This is a genomic window from Paenibacillus harenae (assembly GCF_030812415.1).
GTDB lineage: Bacteria > Bacillota > Bacilli > Paenibacillales > Paenibacillaceae > Pristimantibacillus > Pristimantibacillus harenae_A.
Genome location: NZ_JAUSST010000010.1, coordinates 34,526 through 56,936 on the forward strand (window position 1 = coordinate 34,526; position 22,411 = coordinate 56,936).

General features: G+C 51.6%; 20 protein-coding genes. 8 read left to right on the forward strand and 12 right to left on the reverse strand.

The window, feature by feature from the left end; translation table 11 throughout:
- Positions 1 to 276 precede the first annotated feature (276 nt).
- From J2T14_RS28595 to J2T14_RS28630, 8 genes are all read right to left on the reverse strand, one after another.
- Positions 277 to 585, reverse strand: coding sequence for an FtsB family cell division protein (locus J2T14_RS28595; RefSeq protein ID WP_307207961.1), 309 nt, complete (start codon positions 583 to 585; stop codon positions 277 to 279).
- Complete coding sequence (gene yabQ, locus J2T14_RS28600) at positions 582 to 1,202, reverse strand: spore cortex biosynthesis protein YabQ (protein ID WP_307476470.1); 621 nt, start codon at positions 1,200 to 1,202, stop codon at positions 582 to 584. Before yabQ ends, J2T14_RS28595 begins: the two co-directional genes overlap by 4 nt.
- Complete coding sequence (gene yabP, locus J2T14_RS28605; RefSeq protein WP_307207963.1) at positions 1,199 to 1,483, reverse strand: sporulation protein YabP; 285 nt, start codon at positions 1,481 to 1,483, stop codon at positions 1,199 to 1,201. Before yabP ends, yabQ begins: the two co-directional genes overlap by 4 nt.
- Positions 1,484 to 1,717: 234 nt before the next feature.
- Positions 1,718 to 2,002: an RNA-binding S4 domain-containing protein gene (locus tag J2T14_RS28610; protein WP_307207964.1), complete on the reverse strand. Its 285-nt coding sequence runs from the start codon at positions 2,000 to 2,002 to the stop codon at positions 1,718 to 1,720.
- A 4-nt stretch (positions 2,003 to 2,006) separates the two neighbouring features.
- Positions 2,007 to 2,279 (reverse strand): HU family DNA-binding protein, encoded by a 273-nt coding sequence (locus tag J2T14_RS28615; RefSeq protein WP_307207965.1) that lies wholly within the window; start codon positions 2,277 to 2,279, stop codon positions 2,007 to 2,009.
- 180 nt (positions 2,280 to 2,459) lie between these two features.
- Entirely contained in the window at positions 2,460 to 3,941 is a 1,482-nt protein-coding gene (gene mazG / locus J2T14_RS28620) for a nucleoside triphosphate pyrophosphohydrolase (RefSeq protein WP_307476472.1), read from the reverse strand.
- Positions 3,942 to 4,092: 151 nt separating this feature from the next.
- Entirely contained in the window at positions 4,093 to 5,742 is a 1,650-nt protein-coding gene (locus J2T14_RS28625; RefSeq protein WP_307476474.1) for a polysaccharide biosynthesis protein, read from the reverse strand.
- A 260-nt stretch (positions 5,743 to 6,002) separates the two neighbouring features.
- The gene (locus J2T14_RS28630; protein ID WP_307476476.1) at positions 6,003 to 6,203 is read right to left on the reverse strand and encodes a hypothetical protein; all 201 of its coding nucleotides are present in this window, start codon (positions 6,201 to 6,203) and stop codon (positions 6,003 to 6,005) included.
- 245 nt (positions 6,204 to 6,448) lie between these two features.
- On the opposite strand from J2T14_RS28630, the gene J2T14_RS28635 reads away from it, so the two are divergent.
- The 6 genes from J2T14_RS28635 to J2T14_RS28660 all read left to right on the forward strand — a co-directional run bounded on the left by J2T14_RS28635 (position 6,449) and on the right by J2T14_RS28660 (position 15,718).
- Positions 6,449 to 7,609 (forward strand): GntR family transcriptional regulator, encoded by a 1,161-nt coding sequence (locus J2T14_RS28635; RefSeq protein ID WP_307476477.1) that lies wholly within the window; start codon positions 6,449 to 6,451, stop codon positions 7,607 to 7,609.
- A 230-nt stretch (positions 7,610 to 7,839) separates the two neighbouring features.
- Positions 7,840 to 9,126: a glycoside hydrolase family 125 protein gene (locus tag J2T14_RS28640; protein ID WP_307476554.1), complete on the forward strand. Its 1,287-nt coding sequence runs from the start codon at positions 7,840 to 7,842 to the stop codon at positions 9,124 to 9,126.
- A gap of 5 nt (positions 9,127 to 9,131) precedes the next feature.
- Positions 9,132 to 10,025, forward strand: a complete 894-nt coding sequence (locus J2T14_RS28645; protein ID WP_307207971.1) for a carbohydrate ABC transporter permease — start codon at positions 9,132 to 9,134, stop codon at positions 10,023 to 10,025.
- Between the two features lie 17 nt (positions 10,026 to 10,042).
- On the forward strand, positions 10,043 to 10,909 hold the full coding sequence (locus J2T14_RS28650; protein WP_307207972.1) for a carbohydrate ABC transporter permease: 867 nt from the start codon (positions 10,043 to 10,045) through the stop codon (positions 10,907 to 10,909).
- Positions 10,910 to 11,006: 97 nt separating this feature from the next.
- Positions 11,007 to 12,356 carry an ABC transporter substrate-binding protein gene (locus J2T14_RS28655; RefSeq protein ID WP_307476479.1) on the forward strand — a complete coding sequence of 450 codons (1,350 nt, stop codon included), beginning with the start codon at positions 11,007 to 11,009 and terminating at the stop codon, positions 12,354 to 12,356.
- 92 nt (positions 12,357 to 12,448) lie between these two features.
- Positions 12,449 to 15,718 carry a carbohydrate-binding protein gene (locus J2T14_RS28660; protein WP_307476481.1) on the forward strand — a complete coding sequence of 1,090 codons (3,270 nt, stop codon included), beginning with the start codon at positions 12,449 to 12,451 and terminating at the stop codon, positions 15,716 to 15,718.
- 222 nt (positions 15,719 to 15,940) lie between these two features.
- Here the strand turns inward: J2T14_RS28660 and spoVT are convergent, their stop codons facing one another.
- The 4 genes from spoVT to J2T14_RS28680 form a co-directional block, all read right to left on the reverse strand.
- Positions 15,941 to 16,483, reverse strand: a complete 543-nt coding sequence (spoVT, locus tag J2T14_RS28665; RefSeq protein ID WP_307207976.1) for a stage V sporulation protein T — start codon at positions 16,481 to 16,483, stop codon at positions 15,941 to 15,943.
- A 268-nt stretch (positions 16,484 to 16,751) separates the two neighbouring features.
- The gene (gene cbiQ, locus J2T14_RS28670; protein WP_307476483.1) at positions 16,752 to 18,392 is read right to left on the reverse strand and encodes a cobalt ECF transporter T component CbiQ; all 1,641 of its coding nucleotides are present in this window, start codon (positions 18,390 to 18,392) and stop codon (positions 16,752 to 16,754) included.
- Positions 18,355 to 18,705 carry a PDGLE domain-containing protein gene (locus tag J2T14_RS28675; protein WP_307476485.1) on the reverse strand — a complete coding sequence of 117 codons (351 nt, stop codon included), beginning with the start codon at positions 18,703 to 18,705 and terminating at the stop codon, positions 18,355 to 18,357. Before J2T14_RS28675 ends, cbiQ begins: the two co-directional genes overlap by 38 nt.
- A complete protein-coding gene (locus J2T14_RS28680) occupies positions 18,702 to 19,340 on the reverse strand; it encodes an energy-coupling factor ABC transporter permease (RefSeq protein WP_307207979.1) in 639 nt (212 codons plus the stop codon). Before J2T14_RS28680 ends, J2T14_RS28675 begins: the two co-directional genes overlap by 4 nt.
- A gap of 260 nt (positions 19,341 to 19,600) precedes the next feature.
- Between J2T14_RS28680 and J2T14_RS28685 the strand changes: the two genes are divergently transcribed.
- Together J2T14_RS28685 and J2T14_RS28690 are read left to right on the forward strand one after the other, a co-directional pair.
- Positions 19,601 to 20,965, forward strand: a complete 1,365-nt coding sequence (locus J2T14_RS28685; protein ID WP_307476487.1) for a stalk domain-containing protein — start codon at positions 19,601 to 19,603, stop codon at positions 20,963 to 20,965.
- Positions 20,966 to 20,993: 28 nt separating this feature from the next.
- Positions 20,994 to 22,385, forward strand: coding sequence for a stalk domain-containing protein (locus J2T14_RS28690; RefSeq protein WP_307476490.1), 1,392 nt, complete (start codon positions 20,994 to 20,996; stop codon positions 22,383 to 22,385).
- Positions 22,386 to 22,411 lie beyond the last annotated feature (26 nt).

Consider the following 22,411-nt stretch of genomic DNA (forward strand, 5'->3'; position numbering starts at 1 on the left):
CGAAGCTGAATTCGATGAAATTCGAATGGATTGAAGCAAAACTTCCTCGTAAGCATACGCTTAGTTTTGCAAAGCTGAATTCGATGAAAGTCGAATTGGGTGAAGCAAAACTTACTTCGTAAGCATACGCTTAGTTTTGCGATTCGTAAAGCAAAGTCGATGATTTCGATAATATGATTCCAAAGAATCAATTTTATCGGAAAAATATCGCTACTACCGTGATTATAACCGAACGGAAGAAGTAAGGTCAACAGACGTTCACCCGATTTCGCCGCCCTATCTTACAACCTGTATCTGCGTCTCGCCCTTGTATACCATGCCTTGTTCCTTGGTTGCAAGCTGCGAAATATATTCTGGATCGTTCAGCCTCTCGATCTCCTGCTTCAATGCCTCGGTATCGGTCTTCGCCGTTTCCAATTGCTGCTGAATAGCCGCTAATCGCGCATTCGTCGCATGCTGCTCTTGCAGCTTGCCCACGAGCGTATAGGCCGCCCAGCCGATAAAGAGGACTACGATAAATAGCCACATCCGGATTCGGCGCTTCGATCCAGCGTTTGTTGTTTGCTTGTTCACTGCAGTCGTCATGTACGCGGGGGCCTCCTCAACCATTTGCTCCACAATTGGGCGATCGTAAATCCGAGCTTGCTCACTCGCTCCCGAAGTCGCCATTTGGCAACATAAGGTCCAAGCCAACGCGCCAGCGGACGCACGGCCGGGCTTGTCATCCAAACAAGCAGCCGCCAAAACGGACGAACCAATTGTAACACAATTTTTAGCAGGAAAATAGTGAGCGCAGACCCAAATCCTAAAATTACCTTAATCAATTTGTAGAGCAATAGGAGCGGTTTGACAATTACGAAGTCCAATACTCTAAGGATAAACGCGATGAGCGCGCGTACCGCACGAACGATCCATTTGACAGTGCCGATCACGATTTTGCTTAACAAAAAGTAATAGACGATAACGCCGGCAGCCAGTCCGATGAATACGTACGCCCGCACCTCGCCATTGTTGCTTGCGTACAGTACCCGGAACACGGCCAGAGCCGCTGCCATCCAATAGACGATGTCGAGCACCGGGAGCCACCAGCGGGGGAACTTCAGCTCGTTCGATACGACGCGGTAGCCGTCGAAGACGATGCCCATCCCGATCCCCGACAGCAGCATCGCGGCCATCGTCATCCATTGTACGGTTAATGTCACTTGAACAGCTTGCCGAACAAGCCTTTGGTCTTCGTAGAGGCGTTGCCGTCCAGATAGGCGAGCGAATGGACGAGCCCCTCGATGGCTACAAGGCCTTGCTCAAGGCTTAAATGTTTCATATGCAGGTTCTGCCCTTTGACCGTTAGGAAGCCTAGTTCCGTCTCTAGCAGAAACTCCTCGCTATCAAAGCTCTCTACGTTAATGACGCCGGTCAGCTCCAACAGCTTGCGGTTTAACATCTTCACTTCCTGGCGCTTCTGGCTCTTGCTTTGGTCCACCATAGACTCGTCCTCCGCTATTCGCTATATTTTAAGACTAGCTTATGGGGGTTGGACGAGTTTTAGAACCGGCTTTGACTCGCTTAAGCCGGGCATCGATGATGACGCTAATGACGATTAGCAGTAGTTCGACAAAATGCCGTTGCACAGTTTAGTTGCTCATAACTGTAAATAAAAAAACCGCCCGGCAAACGTAACGTTTACCGGGCGGTTATGTGCGCATAGGCGCGTATGTGCTTATTTCTCCCACTCGAGCAGATTCTCGCGCGGGCGCTGCTCTTCTTTCACCAAAGTGTACAGCTCTCCGGCTTCATCCTTCCGGGTCGATTCGGCGATGCGCTCGACGCGTACCGTTACGATTTTCTGCCCGTACTGGATTTGGAGCTCATCCCCGGCCTTGACGGTGCTGCTCGCTTTCGCTTCGCGGCCATTGATCCATACGCGGCCCTGCTCGGATACATCCTTCGCAACGGTGCGGCGCTTGATCAATCGGGACACTTTGAGAAACTTATCAAGACGCATTAGACTACTTGATCGCTTCTTTCAGCTTGTTGCCTGCTTTGAAAGCAGGGATTTTCGCTTCGGCGATCGTGATTGGATCGCCGGTTTGCGGGTTGCGGCCAACGCGGCCGGAACGCTTGCGAGTTTCGAAAGTACCGAAGCCGATCAATTGTACTTTGTCGCCGCCAGCAAGAGCGTCAGTTACTTCGCCAAGAAAACCGTTAAGTACAGCTTCTACGTCACGTTTAGTCAATCCGCTTTTTTCTGCAATGTTGTTGATCAGGTCTGTTTTGTTCATCATTAAATCCTCCTAATGTGATACCGTTATTTGGGGTCAGCGTTCTGCACGCCGCCGTGGTTGGTAATTTTTACTCCACATGCAGAATACATATTCTGCTCGAGAGCAAAAAAATCCTGCCGCTATTTGAAATTTTTTTGAACATAGTGAGGAATAAAGGCGATTTGTGACGAATGAGAACTATGATTGGCGCTTTGCCTCTTCCCACCAGCGATCCATTTCTGTTAAATCAGTCTGGTCAAATTGTTTGCCGCTTATACGAAGCTGCTCCTCAATATACGAAAATCGGTTTCGAAATTTTTTGTTCGTACGAGAAAGAGCCTCTTCGGGATCGGCATGGATGAACCGCGATGCGTTCACGACGGCGAACAATAAGTCGCCAAGCTCCGCAGCCTGCTCCTCCTCCGATTTGCTTGCAATCGCTTCGCGGAGCTCAGCGAGCTCCTCTTCGATCTTGGCAAGCACGGGACCGAGCTCATCCCAATCGAATCCGACCTTAGCCGCTTTCTTCTGCAGCTTATAAGCTTTCATCAAGGCTGGAAGATCGGGGGGAATGCCATCGAGCACCGATTTGCGGCTTTTATCGGTCCCTTTCATCCGCTTCTCTTCCGCCTTCATTTGCTCCCAATTGCCCAGCGCTTCCTCGGCGTCGTCGGCGTTCTGGTCGCCGAACACATGCGGATGGCGGAATACGAGCTTCTCGTTCAGCGACTGGATCACATCGAAAACGGAGAATGCGCCCATCTCCTCTTCCATCTGGCTATGCAGCATCACCTGGAGGATCACGTCGCCGAATTCCTCCTGCATGCCGTCCGGGTCGTCGTTATCGATTGCTTCAAGCGCCTCGTAAAGCTCCTCGATAAAGTTTTTGCGGATCGACTGATGCGTCTGCTCTCTGTCCCATGGACAGCCTCCCGGACTGCGAAGGATCGATACGATCTCGTGCAGCCGCTCAAAGGTGCGGTTGCGAAGCGATGCGTCGTCCGAACGCGGAATCCAGATGAGCGACAGGTTTCCGAAGCCCGGCGTACGGTCAAGCTCATAGAGCGGTACGCGAATGATTTGCTGCTCGCCGGATACGCCAAGCGCATGGCCTACGACGACTTCAAAATCGTCGGGATAGCGCTCCATTAAGGCAAGCTTCACGTCGGAAGCAGTAAAAGCATCATACACTTGACCGACAAGAGTATGCAACTGCGGCTGCAGCAAGGACGGCTGCAAATCGGTAGCGTCAAGCAGCGCGAATCCTTCGATCGGGTCGATGCCAAGGCTGACGAACGCTTGATCAAGGAAGCTCTCGCCGCCTATAATTACCAGCTCGATGCCCGCTTCCGGACCGTTCTCGCGCAGCAATTGGACCGTACGCTCGGCGACCATCGGATGGCCGGGAACGGCGTATACGAGCGATTGGCCTGCAGTTGCTTCACGGATTAGCGTGTCGGCGATGGCTGCGTACACATCGGGGAACGATTCATGCCGCTCGTAGAGGTAATCGAAGGATTGGTACGCGATTTCGTTATCCTGCAGCATCGCCATCATCGGATGATCGGCGGTGCGGACGTATAGACGATCGGCCTGCTGCAGCCTGCGGAATGCACCTAGCGTCAGCTGGTCCGGATCGCCCGAGCCGAGCCCGATGACGGTTATTGAGTTTGTTGCCATATGTAACGGCCTCCTCGGTTTCATTTAGTAAAGGTAATGCGTATCGGTAATGCGACAACGGTTGCTGCACTCCTGGTGCTAAGTTGGCGAGCTAACCGTCGGGCGCGATTGCATGGCGGTTGGTTTGAAGAAATAGCGCAAGTCTGTTTTGTTAATCCGGCGGGATCAGCCGCCAATGCCGGAGGCGGGCGGCCCATTTGCCGCCGCCCGGCAACGCGCGCCATTCGCGCGCGCTGACGGCGCCGCCGCGCAAAGCCGCGACGCCGAAGGCGCATGCGCCGACGGCAACGCCCGTCAGCGCGAGCGCAACCGCTGCCGCCCGAGGCGGCAGCAAGCCCAAGAGCGCGGCGCTTAGCGCGCGCTCGAAGAGCAGCAGCGCGGCGGCCATGACCGCGAGCGCGAGCGTAACGGCGGCGGCGGAACGCCCGCCAGCCGTTGCCTTTGCTGCGCGCGCCGCCGGTATCGGCGCGCCGCTAAGGGCGGCGGCGCGGTGCACGGCCGCCGCGCTCAGCAGCGCTGTCGCGCCTAGCGCCGCGACGCCGGCCGCCGCGGCGCCCTCCGCTCCGTATGCGGGCACAAGCACCGCATTAAGCCCCCCCTTGAGCAGCGCTGCTGTTAGCAGCAGCAGCGCCGGAGCGCGTACTGCGCCGAGGCTGGCGAGCACCGGCGCAGCTACCGCATTCACGCTGCCCGCGAGTGCCGTAACGCCAACGAGCATGAACACTAACGTTCCCTTCGAATCGGAGTACAGCATAACATTAAGCGGTTCTGCCAACAAAACCAGACCTAGACAAGCGGCTGCGCCAGTACCCCATGCAGCGCGCATCGTCACCGCTAGCTGCTGGCTTAACTGCCCATAGGCACCTCGCATCCTCGCGAGCGCCAAACCCGGCACGATTGCCGCTGCCGCAGCCCCGGCCATCATTACGACAAGCTGAACAAGCGGCTGCGCACGGCTATATACACCGAAGGCGCTCATCGCTTCAGCCTCAGCCATGCCGCTCTCATGCAGCAGCCGCGGTACAGTGAACGCGTCCACCGCGCCAACGGCAGGCACAACGACCGCGCCAAGCGCCGCAGGCAACGCGACAACGGCGAGACGCTTCATATCGGCCCGCAGAGCTCCTCGTTCCTTCGGCATCCGCGTCCTTCTTCGGCGGCGCCACGAGATCAGAGCAAGGAACAGCAGCGCCGCAACTCCGCCGCAGGCCGAGCCGCTCATCACGCCCGCCGCAATATCGGCCTCTCCCCAGCCCGCCGACCAGCTTAGCCACAGCACGAACACCATAACGCCAACGCGGACCAGTTGTTCGACAAGCTGCGACATGGCCGAGGGCGCCATTCGTCCAAGCCCTTGCGCATAACCGCGCAGCGCCGCCACTATCGGCACGAACAGCAATGCCGTGGAAACAGCGCGAATCGCGCCTGACGTCTCCCGGTCTCCGATTAGCCGCGACAGCTCGTCCGCCCCGGCCCACGTCAGTCCGAACGCGATAATGCCTGTACATCCAAGCAACAGCATGGCGGCATACAGCGTCCGGCGCACACCGCCCGCATCTTCTCCGCTGCGCAGCCGTTCCGCGATGAGCAGCGATACGGCAGTAGGCAACCCCGCCGTTGCCAGCACGGCTGCAAGCTGATAAAACGGATATACCGCGTTGTAGATGCCGAACACTCTGTCCCCTGCGATATTTTGCAACGGTATCTTCTGAAACACCCCGATAAGCTTGGATAAAAGAGCCGCCCCGGCCATAAGCATGACGCCGTTCTTCCAAAACCCGCCGGCCGGCTTGCGATCCATATTTCCACGCCCCTGCCCGTCGATCATGTATAGTTGAGCCTATTATACCTCACAACGGGGGCTTGGGAAAAACAACATCGACTTCTACTGCCATTCTTTCACGTTAGTTGCGGCTTCAAATGAAAATGCACGGATAAACTCCTCTTGCGAAAACGGTTTTTTCCTTCCACTGAACAATGAAAGCGCTCAGCCCCCCCGTCTCTAAGAGCCCCATATATAATGATGATAGCCGTTTGCTCGTTTCGACGATCATCGCATATTTAATGAGACGCCAAGGCTTGTTCAGAGATTTCTTTTTCAACTGCGCGATTTCCCCCTTTGTGCGATGGGCTAAAAGCCGGTTGGCTTAGCTTGGTTCTTTTGACGGCAATCGGTTGGTTCTGCTCGAATGGATTTGCTTTATCCTTTTGATTTCCCGCATCGCTTGTTTTTAGTCCTGAACTACGCTGAAATTTTGTCAAGCTCGACATCAAAGATGCGCTTGGCTAGAGCTCTCCCGTATCAGTTTGGAATAGTTGATTGATTCCGGTTTCATTAATGTTAATCCACGATCCTTCGTATAGGCTGGCGGGCATCGCGTTCCTTTTTCGTAACCCTGAATCCCGTGAGTTGAAAATAAAGCGTATCTTGCGCGTACGATATATCATGGTATATTATTTAAAACAATATGCTGATTTAGGGTTGTCTCTAAGGAGGATGTGAGGAAATGACCAGTCCGATGTACGAACGAATCTTCGCTGCTTTGCGCGATCAAATTTTAAACGGGCATTTTGCCGTTGGCGACCGCGTGCCTTCGGAGAAAGAGCTTGCCGACGAGTACAAAGTCAGTCGGATTACAAGCAAAAAGGCGCTCGAAATGCTGTCGGTCGATAAGCTGATTGTACGTAAACCGGGGCGAGGCTCGTTCGTGGCCGATCCGGGGGAACGGACGGGAGCACCTGCCGATGACAGCGGAAGTGTTCCAAGAAGAGGCGCTAAATCTGGAAATAAGCCTTTGATTGGACTCCTGATTACCGACTTCTCGGAAAGCTACGGTACCGGACTTGTTCATGGGATGGAGGAAGCATCCCGAAAGCACGATAGTTATTTAATCGTGAGACGGACATTCGGCAACCCGTCGTATGAAGAAGAGACGATCAAAGGGCTGCTTGAAATGGAAGTGGATGGGCTCATTATTATGCCCGCGCAAGGAGAATTTTTTAATGCGGAAATATTAAAGCTCGTCATCGGAAAATTTCCCTTCGTCCTAGTCGATCGTCATTTGAAAGGCATATCGGCCGGATCCATATGCACAGACAATGCGGCTGGAGCGAAGCAAGGAATCGAATATTTGTTCGAACTCGGCCATAGGCATATCGGTCTGCTGACTCCGCCTCCGGTCGATACAACTGCGGTGGAGGAACGGATCGAAGGATTCGTGCAGGCGCATGCCGAGAAAGGAATTGCCGTCGATCGCGAATTGTGGTTGGACGATATTCTATCGACGCTCCCAAGCGCGTTTACGGATGAAAACCGGGTGAAGGATATCCTCAAAATCAAGGAACATCTCCGAAAAAACCCGCATATCACGGCTCTGTTCGCAATGGAGTACAACATCGCCTTACTGGCACGCGATGCGGCAAGACAGCTGGGGCTGTCCGTTCCCGGAGATTTGTCCATTATTTGTTTTGACTGCCCGGCAGTTAACGGCCAGTTTTCCTTTACTCATTTGCAACAGCAGCAGGAAGAAATAGGGCGAATCGCTTTCGAGCATATCTTAATGCTGCGCGAAGAGCAAAGGACTCCGAACCGGACAACATTGGAAGCGATATTGATTGAAGGGGAATCGACTGCGATTGCACGGTCGACGAAGCTAGCGAAAATTTAAATCGGTTTGACCATGTCTCATAAATACTGAACACCTGTCGGGAATGCCGTCAGGTTTTTTTGCATATATTTGAATGATATAATAATATGCTTGAACAGGTATGAATAATATATTGACATTTAGATGGTATGACATTAAATTGGTGATGTAAGGGTTTTGTTGAACATCATTGTTGATAGTCGTTCGGAACAACCGATTGACATTTAGAAGGGAGACAGCCTTCCATGAACATGGTGGATTCTAATTTCGCGCTAACCCGTTTGATCCGTACAGTATCTGAAGGCACGGCACATAATCCGAAGCTGGCGGAAATGTTCCGAAGCATGCTCGAGAACACGCTAAGCTCGACGGTCCGCAGGCAAGCGGACGGGACTACATTTGTTATAACGGGCGATATTCCGGCCATGTGGCTGCGGGATTCGGCGGCACAAATCCGTCCATTCCTCGTTCCAGCGCAACAAGACGGCAACCTGGCCGATATGATCGAAGGGCTCGTACGACGACAGGCTGCGTTCATTTTGCTGGACCCTTATGCGAACGCTTTCAATGACACTCCTAACGGCAAAGGGCATCACGAGGACAAAACCGCGATGAACCCCTGGTTGTGGGAGCGAAAATACGAAATCGATTCTTTGTGCTATCCCGTACAGCTCGCTTACTTATTATGGAAAAATACAGGGAGAACGACGGTTTTTGATGACACTTTCCGCTCTTGTATCCGGGTGATCCTTCATACCTGGAGAATCGAGCAGCATCACGAGATGAAATCGACTTATGCGTTCGAACGTTTCGATTGCCCGCCTAGCGATACGCTGACGCGGAGCGGAAAGGGCGCGGAAGTCGCCTTTACGGGGATGACCTGGTCGGGTTTCCGACCGAGTGACGACGCCTGCCGCTATGGATATTTAATTCCGTCCAATATGTTCGCTGCGGTCGTCCTTGGTTATATAGCCGAAATCTCACGCGTCATTTGGAACGATACGGAGTTGGAGAAGGAAGCGTTGGCGCTCGAAGGCGAGATACGAAGGGGAATCGAGAAGTTCGGCTTAATCGATCATCCCGTCTATGGCACAATGTACGCTTACGAGACGGACGGGATGGGCAACCGCCTGCTAATGGATGACGCTAACGTACCTAGTTTATTATCGATCCCCTATCTGGGCTATGCGAAGGCTGACGATCCGATATACCAGAACACCCGCCGATTCGTGCTGAGCGCCGATAATCCTTACTGCTTCGCAGGCCGGAGCGCGACCGGTATCGGAAGCCCTCATACCCCGAATCGATATATTTGGCCTATTGCCCTCGCTATGCAAGGTCTTACCGCTATAGATCGACAAGAGAAACTCCGGCTGCTAAACGTGATGGCCGATACCGATGCCGGAACGGGAATGATGCATGAAGGTTTTCTGGCGGACGATCCCGCTATGTTTACCAGACCGTGGTTTTCTTGGGCGAACATGATGTTCTGCGAGCTGGCTATGGATTGCTGCGGAATCCGGATTCGGGAGGGGTAATCACTATGACGAGAAGAAAGCTCATGGAGTGGAAGAACGGGTACTTGTTTATTTTGCCATCGATCATTGGCTTCAGCGTTTTTGTCGCTTATCCGTTGTTGTCCTCGATTTACTATTCGTTGACGGAATGGAGCGGATACGATAACCCTCGATTTGTCGGATTCGACAACTTCAACTATATGTTTACGGTAGATCCGGCATTCTGGCCGTCCATACGGGCGACATTCTATTATGTGCTGCTGAGCGTGCCTTCATCGCTGATTCTCGGGTTAGGTTTAGCTATGCTGCTCAATAAGAGCCTGCCCGGAATCAAGTGGTTTCGCACCATCTATTATTTGCCCACTGTCGTTCCTTCGATCGCTACGCTCACGTTGTGGCTGTTCATTTACCAGCCGCAGTACGGCCTGGCCAACTCTTTGCTCCGATTGCTCGGCCTGCCGGAGGGAACCTGGCTTACGAGTGAAATGACAGCGCTTCCTTCTATTGTGCTTATCGGACTTTGGCAGGTCGGGTCGGGCATGATCATCTTCTTGAGCGGACTGCAGTCCGTGCCTCAGGAAATGTACGAGGCGGCTGAAGTCGACGGTGCGCCGAAATGGAGAGTGTCGCTTAACATTACGATTCCGATGATTACTCCTATTCTGTTTTTACAATTGATCCTCGGCATCATCGGTTCGTTCCAGGCATTCAATCAGGTTCAGGTACTGACGGGCGGCGGACCAAATTTCACAACCTCCTTGTTGAACTTCAAAATTTACACCGATGCTTTCAATGGCAGATTGTTCGGCTATGCGATTGCCGAGGTTTGGGTGCTGTTCGTTATCATTATGATTTTTACGGCAGTGACTTACCGTTATTCCAATCGGTTCGTTTATTACGAGAGCGACAATTCAAAGTAAAGAGGGGAAGGATGTCAATGGCAGCTCAACAGGGAGCAGCGGCCAGGCCGCGCAAAAAATACACTTGGCTTGACGCCGTGCGAATCGCCCTATTATCGATCGGCTCAATCGCCATGCTGTTTCCTCTTTTATGGATGCTGACGATTGCGCTCAAGAGCAACAATGAAGTGTTTCAGATTCCTCCGGAGTGGTTTCCGAAAGAGATGCAGTGGTCCAACTTTGTAACGGGGACGAAAGAGATTAATTTCTGGCAAACTTTCGTGAATTCCATGTTTATCGCCGTTGTATGCACGCTCGGACAGGTCGTAAGCTCGGTCCTGGTTGGATACGGACTCGCCCGGCTGAAGTTTCCGGGACGCAAGCTCTGGTTCTCGCTCTTCGTCGGAAGCCTCATGCTTCCGGGATTTGTCGGAATGATTCCGTTGTTTCACATGTACACGAGCCTTGGATGGTACGATTCATGGCTGCCGATCATCGTGCCGGCTTTTTTCGGAAACGCTACTTTCTCCTTCTTGTTCGTCCAATACTTGAAAACCATATCCGTTTCCTTCGATGAAGCGGCTAAAATCGACGGGGCGTCGGATATGTACGTGCTGACCAAAGTGTTGGTCCCAATGGCGCTGCCTGTCATTGTAACGATGGTTATCTTCTCCTTCCAGGGCTCGTGGAATCAGTATCTGGAGCCTCTCATTTACATCGTCACCCCCGAGAAGTGGACCCTATCCCTTGCCATGGCTTCTTATAAGGGGACCTACGCAACGGCTTGGAATTTGTTCATGGCCGCGGATTTGATTTATATTCTCCCGATGCTGCTGCTTTTCTTTTTCGGTCAAAAGTTTTTCATGCAAGGTCTCGGTTCCGTTAATTCCGCATCCTTAAAATAAATTCGAATCCGTGAAGGTGGTGATCGAGGAACGCAAATAAGGAAGATGCAAGAATGTCATGTTTTATTAAGAACATCATTCAATGGGAGGTCTTTCCATGAAAAAGGGAAAACGGAGTTGGTTGTCGGGTATCGTTGTTTTATTGCTTGCGATCAGCATGTTGGCCGCATGCGGCGCCAATAACAACGGAGAGGAATCATCGGATAGCGGGACGACGCCTGCTCCGCAGAATGCCAATCAGTCTGACGCAAAACCGATTGAAGTTACCATGATCACCTGGGAATCAGCGGCAATGAATGAGAAAATCATAGCATCCATGAAGAAATTCGAAGATGAAAATCCGGGTATTAAAGTCACGCTCATTCCTACGCCTTTGGACAATTACGGCGTCAAGATTAACGGAATGCTTACCGCCAAACAAGCTCCCGATATATTCATGACAGGCAATGACATGGCTTTGGACAACGGAGCCAAAGGGCTTCTGTATGAGTGGACGGAACATGCGTCCGCAGATTCGGATTTCATGGGCGGATTTTACAGAGGCGTCGTGGACGGCTGGTATCTGGACGATAAATTAATCGGCTTGCCCGGTCTCTTGAATACGTACGGCATCTTTTACAATAAGAAAGTTTTTAGAGACGCAGGTCTGCCGGAACCGAAAGCCGGTTGGACGTATGACCATTTCTTCGAGGCGATGCAAAAACTGTCGAGCACGCAAAACGGCGTACAGCAGTTCGGCTATTACGCTTCACCGGATCCGTTCCACATGTCGTTATATTCGGTTTCCGCAGGCGGCGCCCCGTTCGCGAACGGGATCGTAAATCCTACTAAAGTGGAAATCAGCCCCGCGTTCATCGAAGGCGTTGAAAAGTATAAAGCCGCTATCAAAAACGGTTACATGAATCCGCCTACCTATGATCTGTCCAACGTCATGAGCTCGTTCAAAGAGGGGAAAGTGCCCATGACCTTGCAAGGGCAATGGGTCGCCGATGATTTGATCCGTACGGCGCCCGCGGATTTGGAGTGGGGTTTCGTTCCGCAGCCGGTCTTGAACAGCCAATCGGAGATTTACGACGCCGTAGGCTGGAGCAGCCCGTCAACGATTAAAAATCCGGACGCCGTCTGGAAAGTGCTAAAGTATCTGGATTCCAAAATGTACGAGGAGGTTCTCCCTCAAACCCCGGTGGCTCCTGCGGCTTTCAAAGCGTCTGCGTCTGCGTATTTTAAAGCATTGGAGAGCGCGGGCCATCCCGATGTAGGCGAGACTATCGACCATATCCTGAATTCTCCCGATATTCAGCCGGTTCGCTTCTTGACTTCGTGGTCAGGGAAAGCCTATCCGTTCATCGAGGCCTCCTGGAAAAACGTGCTGATGAGCAAAGCCGAGATTAGCGACTTGAACGAGATGGCAGAGAAGATCAACAAAGTGATTTCAAGCAGCCGATAGAAAGGAACGGCAAAGCATGAAGCCGATTCGGATTATCCATGACCGACCGGCTTCGTCTTGCCATGCACTTATTTTGAATGGAGGCTACGTTTATGAGGTTGAAGAAGAAGATTTTCACCCATATGATCGTGATTTCTGCAGCAGTTTCCTTAATTTGGTATTCCGTATCTTCGATTGGGGCAACACGAGCTTATGCATTCGATGCATCAGATGCGGATACGGCTATAGAGGCGTTTAACGACATGTTTTGGGATCCGGTTGAAAAGTCTTTTTGGAAAAATTCGAATCGCAGCAGTCATCAAGATTTCTGGGTGGAAGCGGAGCTTTGGGAAATGGTTATGGACGCCTACGTTCACACATCCGATCCTGACTTGAAATCCAGTCTAAGAACCCAAATCGACGATATATTCGATGGTACGGTCGCTAAGTATGGAGAGGATTGGACGAACAACCATTTCAACGACGACATCATGTGGTGGGCAATGGGTTCTGCGAGAGCCTATGAATTAACCGGAGAACAGAAATACTTGGATACGGCAAAATATCATTTTGATTTTGTGTACGATACCCAATGGGACGATGAATTTGCAGGCGGCGGCATCTGGTGGCTGAATTCGGAGCACGATACCAAGAACGCATGCATTAATTTCCCGGCGGCTCAAGCGGCAATCTATATGTATAACATTACGCAAGACGAGCATTATTTAGATGCGGCTGTCCGTATATTCAGTTGGGGTAAAACGATGCTTACGGACGGGAACGGAAAAGTATTTGACCGGATCGAAGTCAAAAACGGCGCCGTGCCGGATGCGACCCATTACAATCAGGGCACTTTCATAGGCGCTGCAGTCGGGTTATATGAAGCAACCGGAAATACATCATATCTGGATGACGCAGTGAAAGCGGCGGACTTTACCATGAATCATATGGTTGATGCCAACGGATTATTGAACTACGAAGGCCCGAATGGAGACTTAAAAGGCGGAAAAACGATATTAATGCGCAATCTGGCCTATCTTCAGAAGGCATTGGAAGATAGAAGCGAAAGCAAGTATCAGCAGTTTGGCGGCGAATTCGACTATTGGCTTGCCTTTAATACCGAGATGGCCTGGAGCAATCGCAATGCCGACAATATCGTCGATGGCAACTGGGCAGGGCAACTGCTGGGCGGAACCTTCGAGTCCTGGTCGTCATCCGGCGCTGTCGAAGCTTTAACGGTTATTAAACCGCAGGATGTAGAACAGCAATATGCGCCTAAAAATGCTTTCCAAACCATCGAAGCGGAAAAATACAATATCGGAACCGGTTTTGTTCTGGAGGGATCCATTGAAGGATCGCTGCAGCTCGGCGGTATTCAGCCTGGCTATTATGCCGCGTATAAAAATGTTGATTTCGGGGCCGAAGGCGCTGCCGGGTTTATTGCCAGAGCAGCCAGCGGCACAGGCGGAGGCCTAATCGAAATACGGCTTGATTCCTTACAGGGTCCCAAGGTCGGAACCGTAAACATAGAAGGCACAGGCGGGTGGAACAACTATTTGGATACGGCCGCTCTGCTTAAGGATGATCAAGGGAATCCAAGTTCCGTATCGGGAATCCATGATGTCTATCTTGTATTCGCGAAGACAAACGATGACTATTTATTTAATCTGAATTGGTTCAAATTCACCGCAACGGATCCTACCAATACAGATGCATACGCCAAGCTGAAAGCCGGAAATTTTGAAAGCAGTTCAGGTCTAAGTAAAAATGAAAACGGGGGATTTCTGGACGGCATTCACAATAACGCCTACGCCTCCTATAAAGGCATTGACTTCGGAACGGGCGCTGCAGGCGTAACCTTTCATGTAACGAGCGGCAATCAAGGCGGCACGGTTGAAGTGAAATTAGACAGTCTGGACGGACCGACTGCAGGCGTGATTGGGATTCCGGCATTGGGGGATTGGAATAATTGGGTGGACGTTATGTCTACGATAGACGATACCGTAGCAGTCGGTATTCATGATGTTTATCTCATCTTCCGTGGAACAAACGGGAGCGATTATCCCTTGAATTTGGATTGGTTCACCTTTACGACCGTGAAGGGCAAGACACGGGATGCCTATGGCAAGCTGGAGGCTGAAAACTATACGAGCGGCGTAGGCTTCGGTAGAGAAAGCGGCGGAGGACAAACGTACTTGGCGGGAATATACGGTCCTAATCTTCCTTACGCCATGTATAACTTTATTGACTTTGGAAGCACAAGCCCTTCTAAATTCAACGTTCAAGCAGCAAGCGCCACAAGCGGAGGAACGATAGAAGTTAGAATCGACAGTATGAATGGTCCGGTTATTGCAACCTCTACCGTTTCGGGAACCGGCGGTTGGCAAAATTTCAATGTTTTCTCGGCCGATGTTACTACTCCCGTAACGGGCAAGCACATTGTCTTTATGTTATTTAAAGGCAGCGACTGGTTGTACAACTTCGATAAATTTACTTTCGGGGATCCGGCCGTGTTCACGGCACCGACTCCAACGCCCGAGCCCGAGAACGATAATGTGCCTCCCGGAGAGGTGGAGAATGTCCGGGTGATTCGCGGAGACGACAGCATCAAGCTGAATTGGGATGGTCCCTATGACAGGGATGCTGCAAAAACGCAAATTACTCTGCTCAGCAATGGGCAACCGGTTGGGAACGCAATCGATGTGGTCAGAGGCATTCAATCCGCTATTCTTTCCGGGATTGAAGAAGGCAAGGATTACTCCATATTAATAAGAAACATAGATGCGTCGGGAAATGCTTCGAACGGTATCGTGATCGATGATCAGGACCTTCCTGCTTATTCGGTTTCCGCAAACGGGATTGTTTTAAGCGACGGGGATTCACTCGAGGATTACGCAATTCTAAACTTTAAAGCACAGAGTAACGTATCGGCAATACGTACTGCTGCAATTACGATTGACGGCAAGGAATATAGAATCGATCCAACGGTCGAGCAAAGTATTGACATCGATATGGCCGGTAGCCCGGGAGTAAAGACGGCAACGGTTACAATCGAGGACCATACGGGAAACAAGCTTCAAGAGACCTTCAGGTTTGAAGTGACAACCAGTGTCAATTCCATGCAGCAATTAATCGATCGTTTCACGGATTCGGGAGAAATAGGCGGCCCCCTCATCAAGCAACTGACCAATGCTCTTAAGCAGGTTCAGCATCATCTTGATAAAGAGAATCCAAAAGATGCAATGAAGCATATGGGGGATTTTATAAAACATTTAAACAATGATGATTTAAGCCCGCATGCGAAAGAAAGAGCCAGAGCCATTCTGAATGCGGATGCCGAATGGCTTATCGATCAATACGCTGACTCTATGCAGCTTGAATGATTCGTTGAGTTAAGCTAGAAACCCGACCCCTCGTGGTCGGGTTTTTGCTATTGCTTACTCCATATCGGCCGCCTCCAGCATCATGCCGCTTGCGTACGCAATCCATTCTACAGAAAAAAGCTCCCCCGGTTCAGATCGCTCTGGCCCGAAGAAGCTGTTCTCTCGCCCGCTTATGTGCTTGTAAGCTGCCGTTCATCCTGTATAGTCCAGCCCGGAAGCTGACTATTGCTCCATCTGCTTAGCTAGGAAGCCCGCCGCTGTCTCCGCCATCTTCGTTTCCATCTGGGCCATCTTGACCGATTCGTCCTTGCTCAGCAAGACGACCGTTCCGATCGGATCGCCGCCAGCGATTATCGGTGCCGCGACGACCGAGCTGTACGTTTCCTGCAAATCCTTCACGATCTCGAAAGAGCCTCCGCTCGCCTCGACTAACGTTTTCCGGTTTTCCATACAGCTCTCCAAGACCGATCCGATCTGCTTGTCCAGCAGCTCTTTCTTAGATGCTCCGGCAACGGCAATAACCGTGTCTCTGTCCGTAATCATCGTTACATGGTTCGTGCTCTCGAAAAGGGACTCCGCATACTCCTTAGCGAAATCGCCCAGCTCGCCAATCGGCGAATACTTCTTCAATATAACTTCTCCATCGCGGTCTACAAATATTTCCAGAGGGTCTCCCTCGCGAATACGCAATGTACGGCGGATCTCCTTCGGAATCACCACACGCCCGAGATCATCGATGCGACGTACAATTCCAGTTGCTTTCATTTCATGTTGCCCCGCTTTCCTAGAGGATTTTAAGTCTACTGGACATCTGCTGCTCGTTTATAACGAAGAGGAAAGATCCTTTAAAGTGATTTTGAATCTGACCATAGTATTCATCGACTCCCATATTCTTATGCACGTCACTAAGTTGCAGCCAAACGCCCCATATTTCTGCAAAAGGCTCTATTCGTGCCTGTCGGCACGGCCTTATTGGCCCAATAAAGGGACTGGAAAATCAAGCCTTGACGTTTGTGTAACAAGCTTCTGGAAGTCACTTCCTTAAATCCTGCTGCAAGGCCGTCTTATCTTCTCCCGAAAGGTACGACGATGCTTGCTGCTCACCCTTCGTCATCAGCTTCCAAATCTGCTGCGCCGCCTCAAGCACCGTTTTCGGCTTCACGCCGCCCGTCGCTTGAAGCATGCGGAACGGACGCGCAAGCCTCGGCAGATGAAGGTCGGCCTTCGACAGCAGGCCATCGTCGAACAACAGATCGGTCGTCCCTTCGGCCAGCAATCCGCCATCCTTAAGCAGAAGCACCCGCCCCGCCCATTCAGCGGCAAAATCGACATCATGCGTAGCGACGATAAGCGTAATACCCGTTTCATGCATCGATTCTAGCAGTTCCTGAAGACCGTCCCGGCTCTTCGGATCGAGGAAAGCCATCGGCTCATCAAGCACGATGATGTCCGGTTCCATCGCCAGCACGCCGGCAATCGCCACCCGCCGCTTTTGGCCGTAGCTCAGCTCGAATGGCGAACGGCCGCGGTATTCCAGCATATTAACGGCACTTAGAGCCTTCTCCACGCGCTGTCGCGTCTGCTCTTCGTTAAGTCCCATATTACCTGGCCCGAAAGCGACATCTTCCTCGACGGAAGTCGAGAAGATCTGGTCGTCGGGATCTTGGAAAACAACGCCGATCCGGCTTCTAAGCCGCTTTGCGCCGCCTTCGGCAAGCGATTCGCCCAGCAGCCGAACCTCGCCCTCCGAGGGCTGTTCAAGCCCGTTTAGCAAGGATATGAGCGTTGACTTACCGGCTCCATTCGGCCCCATCAGGGCAACCTTCTCCCCTTGTCCGATACGGAAGCTGACGTTATGAAGCGCCTGCGTAGCTCCGTATCGATAGGACACGCCGAGCACCTCGATAGCCGCTTCCTTGTCTCCCCTCTCCAGCATGCCCAGACTTCCCCTTTCTCTTGCATGATGCTCATCGACGCCATTTTCCCCGCCAGGCTCAGGCGAATGACCGGCGAAGCCGCCGCGAGCCATGATTGAGTTGTATATTCGCTCGCTTCGACCTTGCGAACGCAGGAACAAAACGCCGAGAAGCTCTCCGAAGCGCTTATACGTTCGGCGGCTCCATAACCAGCCGTCAAGCACAAGTCCTCGCGAGCGCTGCGCCTTCACCATGCTCTGCGCCTCCGCTTTAAGCAAGTAGAAGTAGCGCAGCATCAAGCTGATAATCTCGATCAGCACAGCCGGAATGCCGACAGCCCGCAAGCTTTTAATCAATAGAAACTGCGGCGTTGTAGCGCCCATATAAGTAATAAGCAGATTCGCGCACACGATCTTCATTAAGATTATTTCCGCTTGGCTGACTCCTTCCGCGCTCGCCGTCAGTCCGAATATCGTGAATATGGGCGTTCCTTCCGATTGAAACGGAATGAAGACGACCGCGCCGAGTCCGAACGGAACGATAAGCAGCAATCGCTTCAAGATTGTCCGCAGAGATACACCCGCCCATAGCAGCCCGAATAGAAAACATCCTGCCGCCCCGAATAGAGCCGCAGGATGTTTGAACAACACAACAACAACCAATAAACCAATAACCGTCAACAACCGCCGCTTTGCTTGCCTCAAAGCGGGCTGCCCGGCTCTAGAGCCGCCCTTCTCCATCTCCATGTGACTGTGCATTCGCTTTCCCCCTTCGTGACGACAAGCCTTTGATCGACACCCAGAGGACTGCAGCCATAATGCCCGCTCCGATAACGCCGGCTAGTCCAACGCGAACCGCCGTCCATGGGATGCCCGCTACCTCGTAATCGGGAATCGGCGCCCACTCATGTACGGCGCCCGCTTGATCGATGAAGCCATGATCTTTCGCAACCCGCTCCAAACCGTCCGGATGAGGCGATGCCCACGGCGACAGCAGCCCTGCCGTTACAAGCGTGATGACGAGCAGCACGATCCATTTGCCCTTGCGTGCCGTGACTTGGAATTCGCTCATTGCAATGCCGCTCCCTTCACTTGCGCCTTGCTCCGCTCCAGCAAGTAGCCTGCTACAAGCGTTGTAATGACGCCTTCTCCAATCCCGATCAGCATATGCCAGCCAACCATCGCTTTCAGCGCCAGTCCAAGCTCGAACGTGCCCGACCATGCGAGCAGCAGCGCTACGCCCGCCGATGCTGCAACAATGGATAGCCATGATGCGATAAACGTAATAAAGATTCTCCCTTTGCCGCCAAAAAGCTTCATTCCTGCCTTATAGACGCCATATCCCACGAAACAACCGATGAAGCCCGTACATAAAATGTTCGCGCCAAGCACCGTAATGCCCCCGTCCTGGAACACGAGCGCCTGAATGATTAATACGGCGGCCATGACGATCGTCCCGATCCAAGGCCCGAACAAAATACTCGTTAACGCTCCCCCAAGAAAATGACCCGATGTTGCTCCCGCAATCGGAAAATTAATCATTTGCGCCGCGAAAACAAACGACCCGATCAACGCCACCATCGGCACCTGCTTGGACGACGATATACCCAGCTTCGTCTTATTCAAACTATAAGCAACGGCAGCAGCGCCGACCGCCGTTGTCGTCATCCATGCTTTCGCATCAAGAAAACCGTCAGGAATGTGCATTCGAAAGCTCCTCTCCCATTCCGAAATGTCACCTTTTATGACACCCTGCTTTTTCCTTATTATCAGATAGTGGCATTTTTTCGTCAAGGCTTATCTAAGTGATGAGATAATGGCCGAAGAAGCTGCATCTATTTCATTTTAGACTGAGGGAGCAAAAGAGAGAAATCGTGACATCATGAAACAAATGAGACCAACAGAAACTTCTTAGGCTAATCATGCGTCTATAGAGGTAACTAAATTTGTTAATATAAGGAGAAAACATGAAAAAATTTATCGCTCTAATCGCTATCCTCCTTTCCGCTGCGCTCCTCTCAAGCGGAAACAATGCCGTCGTGCATGGCGCGAAGACAACCATAATCACATCATTACCGCTCACCGGCATCATCGATATCGATGACAGAAGCTACGCCGACAACTTCTACGCACTGCAAAGCGACGGTACCATTTGGATTGGAAATGGCACCAAACCGGCTATCAGGGGTCCTCAAATTCCGAGTGCTGTCAAAATATCCGGCAATCTTGTACTTACCTCTACCGGCGAAGTATGGACATGGAGCAAAGCAAACTCAGTTCCTACTCGCGTTAAAAAGTTGTCCCAAATTAAGGACATTGACGACGGACCTGCATTTATGGCACTCGACGATAAAGGGCAACTATTCGTTTGGGGCAGCGTCTGTTATTCCTCTCTCATTCGGCCTGACTTCGAAACTCCGGTATGCTCAAGTAGCGAACCTAGTGAAGCGCTTAAAGCGCAAGCGAGCATCCCAAAGTTCGCTATCAATGACGTGAAAGCCATTCGAGCATCCATTCAGAGCCTGATGGTGCTCATGAACGACGGGGTGACGCTTCATACTTACGGAAATACCTATTTGATGGATATGGGAGTGGAAACCACCGTATCCAAAACGCCGATCATCGACTTTATCGGATTCGATACCGATGCGGCTGGTCACTCCGAGGTCCGAACCCTTCCCGATCAGCTTGTACCCGATCAATTCTCGAACCATCAGTTCCGTCAATTCAGCATGAGCTATGAAAACTTCTATTCCTTATATCTGGACAACGACGGTACGGTATGGGGATTGGGATCCGGTAATTCGGTAGAGCATATTCAACCACTTAAAGACATCGTTGAAGTGATCGCTGTGGCCTACAATAGCGGCACGGCTTTAGATAAGCATGGTGCGGTGTGGACATGGGGAAACCGGATCAATCTGCCATACGGCGGCACGACTGAAAAAGCTTTGACCACCGTCAACGCTAAAGCATCACTGAAACAACTGTCCCTCCGGATCAACGGCAAATTCATCGCATCCGATCCAGGCCCGATCCTAACGAGAGGAACGACCTTCGTGCCTGTACGCTCTTTATTCGAATCCATCGGGGCGAAGATCGGCTATAACAATGATAACGTTACCGTCTCTTACGGCAAGCAGTTGCTAACCTTCAAGGTATACGACGCCAAAGCGACGTTGGATGGGAAGAGCATTGTAATGCCGGCCGCGCCGCTCTCCTACCAAGGGCGGACGTATGTGCCTCTCCGCTTCCTCGCGCAAGCGTTTGGCGCTAAGGTAGCATGGGACAATGCGATTGGCGGCGTCACCGTTCAGTTTCCTGCCAACTAAATCTATTGCTGATTAAAGGAGCGATTCAATGAAACGATTTGTTAGTGCTCTGGCTTTCCTTCTAACATTAGCTTTGCTTCCTCTAGGCAATCCGACTGCCGAAGCTGGTGCAAAGACGACAATCATTCCTTCATTGCCTCTCACCGGCATCATCGATATCTACGATCAAAGCAACGCGGATCATTTTTACGCCTTGCACAGCGACGGTACGATTTGGATTGGCAATGGCAGCAAGCCCGCCGTAAGAGGTCCACAGGTTCCAGGCGCTATCAAAATTTCCGGAAATCTCATACTAACTTCAAACGGCGAGGTCTGGACATGGGATAAATCAGGAGATATGCCTAAGCGAATTACCGAATTGTCCGGTATTCAAAGTATAAGCTCCAATGGCCTCACTCCATCTATTAATATGGCGATGAACGACAAAGGACAGGTATATGTATGGGGTGAAACTTGCTTAACTTCACTCATAAGACCCGACTTCCATGGTAGAGGAGGGCTATGTTTATCCGTCTACCACGACAGACCGACTCCAGCCGATGATGAGCAAGCGCGCATACCTAAGCTCGCCATTGAGGGAGCGAAAGATATTCGAGCATCCCTGCAATATATATTGATTCTAATGGCAGACGGCAAAACGATTAAGGTTTACGGAAATACCGAAAGTCAGACTTACGCCATGTTCGAACATGTTTCCGATGAGCCGATCGTCGACTTTGCCGGTTATGATAAGGATTACGCCGGTCACTCGACCCTTACTACGCTTCCAGATGGGAACCATATTCGTTCGAGCCAGTATGTTCAAGTAAGCCAAGGTTATGGAGGCAGCTACAAGCTGCTTTTGCATAAAGACGGTACCGTATGGGGAAACACGATTTGGCAAGCCGATCCTATACGACGCATTACACCGCTCAAGGACATCGCCGAAGTCGCGGCAGTAGCTCTGAATAGCGGTACGGCCTTAGATAAATACGGCAAAGTATGGACGTGGGGCGATCGAAACAACATTCCGTATCAAGAGACGGAGGAGAAGGTGTTCGCCAAAGTTAACGCGAAGTCGGCACAGAAGCAAATCTCCCTCCGGATCAACGGCAAGTTCATCGCGTCCGATCCAGGCCCGATCCAAATGAAAGGTACGACCTTCGTGCCGCTTCGTTCTTCGTTCGAATCGATCGGGGCACAAATAAGCTACAACAACGGCAATGTTACCCTCTCTTACCAAAAGCAACAGCTTGCTTTCAAGGTGTACGACACCAAAGCGACGCTCGATGGCAAGAGCATTCAGATGCCAGCCGCCCCCCTCTCCTACCATGGCCGGACGTACGTGCCTCTCCGCTTCCTCGCGCAAGCTTTCGGGGCGAAGGTGCTGTGGAATAACAACATCGACGGGGTCGATATTCAATTCCCTTCCGTGAACTAATCTACGCAAAGGCACGGCTGCAACCA